This is a genomic window from Azospirillum sp., assembly GCF_050789165.1.
Window position 1 is genome coordinate 1 of the sequence record NZ_JBOZRT010000025.1, and the last position, 2,964, is coordinate 2,964.

3 protein-coding genes are annotated in these 2,964 nt (G+C 67.5%); 2 read left to right on the forward strand and 1 reads right to left on the reverse strand.

What is annotated here, in order from left to right:
* Positions 1-108: 108 nt before the first annotated feature.
* Complete coding sequence (locus ACRWK7_RS04755) at positions 109-1,785, reverse strand: IS1182 family transposase (protein ID WP_431855046.1); 1,677 nt, start codon at positions 1,783-1,785, stop codon at positions 109-111.
* 157 nt (positions 1,786-1,942) lie between these two features.
* Here ACRWK7_RS04755 and ACRWK7_RS04760 point away from each other — a divergent pair, with 157 nt between their 5' ends.
* Both ACRWK7_RS04760 and ACRWK7_RS04765 read left to right on the forward strand, forming a co-directional pair.
* Positions 1,943-2,683 carry a methyl-accepting chemotaxis protein gene (locus ACRWK7_RS04760; protein ID WP_431855047.1) on the forward strand — a complete coding sequence of 247 codons (741 nt, stop codon included), beginning with the start codon at positions 1,943-1,945 and terminating at the stop codon, positions 2,681-2,683.
* 64 nt (positions 2,684-2,747) lie between these two features.
* On the forward strand, positions 2,748-2,964 hold a 217-nt coding region (locus ACRWK7_RS04765; protein WP_431855048.1), incomplete at its 3' end, for a response regulator.

Here is a 2,964-nt window from a genome sequence, read left to right on the forward strand (position 1 = left end):
TCGACCTGCTGCGCGGTCGGGTCCTCGGTCACGCCTGACGCGAACCTCGAGAAGCGAAACACGCCTCGGTGATCCACACAAAACTTGGAAAAGCCCCTTATTCCACGCTTAGTCACACCGGGCGAAAGTGGATTGACGTGTGCGTGCGAGTGGTGTGCCAGCCAACCACGCCGCGAGGCGAACCAAGTTCATTGCCGCGGCGGTTAGGACATGCTGAAGATGCGTCTTTGCCAGTCCGATGTAGCGTGTGCGACGGAGATGGAAGGCGCGCACGCCCGCTGAGATTGTGCCCTCTATTCCGGCGCGGCGCTGGTATTCTATCGCGAAGCCCTCCTCTGCTTCCCATGCACGGGCCGCGGTGAGGGCGTCGTACTCATCGCGCCGGCGTAGCGTGAGAAGGCGCCGAGTTGAGCGTGTGCAGCGCGACTTCAATGGGCAGGGCTGGCAGTCGGTCGTTGAGAAACGGACCTTCATCACCGGTCGTCCCCGGTTGATATCCGGCGACCAGCCGCGACTGACGTGTCCGGCTGGACAGGTCGCGACCTGGTTCTCCCAGTCGAGGTGGAAGTCCTGTACGCAGAAGCCCTGCGGGTCCTGGGCCTGCCACTGCTGGTCCTTGAGGGTCGGTCCGCACAGCGTCACCCCATAGACTCGGCGGCTGGTCACGAGCTGCTCGGCCCCCATGTAACCGCTGTCAACCAGATGGGTGCCGGGCAGCAGCGCCCTGGCGGCAAGCACCGCATGAACGTGTCCCAGAACATCACGGTCAACCACCGGCGCCGGCGTAGTTTCCACGTGCGTAATCAGATGCGGCCGATCGTCCTCGCAGCTTTCGGTCAGGTGAACCTTGTATCCGATCCAGGTCGTCGTCCGCTTCTTGGCGTAGTGCACCTCCGCGTCATAGGGCGAGGCGACCATCAGAAGCGAGGGAGGAAAGCCCTCAGCGTCGGTTCGCCACCGCACTACGGCCTCAGCCGGATTGGACGATCCCGGCTCAGGAGGACCAGCAGGAGAAACACAGTAGAAGTTCTGAACCCAGACTTGGCGCAGGAGTTCGACGGCGGGGATGGTGCGCAGCCATGCTGGAGCCTCCGGAGCGGTGATGGCTACGAGCAGATGGTGGCCATCGCGACCGATCTGCTCGGCATAAGCACGCCGCTTGGCCTCCGCTTGAGGGATGCGATCCTCCTCAGCGCGCTTGGCATAGCGTTCCACCCAGGTTGCCTCGGCGTGAGCCCGCAGCCAATTCGGCGCGGCGCTCGCGAGTACATTCAGGGCGGCTCGCAGCGTCTCGATGGCGCACTCCAGACGGTTCAAGGCACGTACCGCTCCGAGGACGTGAGTGGAGTCGGTGCGCTGTCGGCCTCGGGCCCCAAGCAGCTTCCGCTCACGACAGAACGCCAAGAGCGTCTCAAGCAATTGCTCTTCGGCCCCGCCGGCAACCAGCCGGCTGCGGAACTCGCTCAGCACCGAGGCGTCGAAGCCCGGGTCGGTCAGTTCCAACCCGAGCAGGTACTTCCAGTCGATCCGGCCACGCACGGCCTCCGCGGCGCGGCGATCCGACAGGTTCTCGGCAAACTGCAGCAGGGTCACCAAGGCCAAGCGCCACGGACACGCGGCGGGCTGCCCACGGCTGGCGAAAAGCCGCGCGAACTGGGCATCCGCGAAGATGGTGCCAAGGGCGTCACGCAGCCGAAGGCAGACGGTTCCGTGCGGGAAGGCGGCGCGTGCAACACTCGCTGTCGAGGCTGGAACATCGCCGCATGGGGTTGGACGGAGTGACATGGCTGGCCTCCGAAAGTGCCGCGTTCTCGAGCCAAACCTTCAACCCCAGCTCCGCCCAACGTGCTCCACGCAATTCGCCAGCAGCATCCGAGCCGGGGCAACTCCAGTCGGCACGCTGTCCGGTTCGGCGGAGCAGCTTCAGGGCACCGCCGCCGCCATGTCGCAGGCCGCCGCCGACACCGCCCGGCGCAGCGCCGGCGCCGACCGGCTGTCGGCCACGGTGGCGAAGGAGATCGCCGAGGTCGCCAGGCAGACCGGCGCGCTCGCCCGGCGGATCGAGGCCGTCGGCGGCAAGATCGAGCACTCCACCCGGATCGCCGCCGGAGCGGTGCAGCAGGCGGAGCAGACCAACGCCACCATCGAAGGGCTGGCGAACGCCGCCGGCCGGATCGGTGACGTGATCCGCCTGATCAACGACATCGCCGGCCAGACCAACCTGCTGGCGCTCAACCCCACCATCGAGGCGGCCCGCGCCGGCGTGGCGGGCAAGGGATTCGTCGTGGTGGCGTCGGAGGTCAAGACGCTGGCCAACCAGACCGCCAAGGCCACCGAGGACATCGCGGCCCAGGTGGGCACCATCCAGACGGCGACCGCCGACGCGGTGGCCGCGGTCCAGCGGATCGGCGCCACCATCCGAGAGTTCGACGGTATCGCCCGCGACATGGCCGACGCCGCGCGGGTCCAGCAGGACATCTCCACCGTCATCGGCAGCCGCGTCCAGGGCACCGCCCGGAGCATCGCCTCGGTGTCGTCCGACATCGTCGCGGTCAACCTGTCAGCGACCGAAACCGGAGCCGCGTCGGAGCGCATCGAATCGCTGGCGCGCAGCATCGACGGCGATGCCGGGCGGCTGCGCGAAGCCCTGGCCCGCTTCCAGGCCAGTCTGCAGGAATCCTGACGGTTTCCTTCCCCGCCGCCGGCAAACTTGATACGACCACGTTCGAGAGTCTGGGAGGGCCGCGATGCGCCTGCTGATCGTCGAGGACGACGAGGAACTGTCCTCCCTGATCCAGGGCAACCTGCGCCGCGAGGGGTACGCCGTGGATGTCGCCACCACCGGCGTGGACGCGCGGGCGGCGCTGGCAATGACCCGCTACGACGCGGTGCTGCTCGACCTCGGCCTGCCGGACGAGGATGGGCTGGCGGTGCAGCGCAACCTGCGCGCGGGCGGCGACGCCA

Coding starts and splice junctions, on each gene's coding strand:
- ACRWK7_RS04760 (WP_431855047.1), top strand. CDS start 1,943: ATGTCGCAGGCCGCCGCCGACACCGCCCGGCGCAGCGCCGGCGCCGAC.
- ACRWK7_RS04755 (WP_431855046.1), bottom strand. CDS start 1,785: ATGTCACTCCGTCCAACCCCATGCGGCGATGTTCCAGCCTCGACAGCG.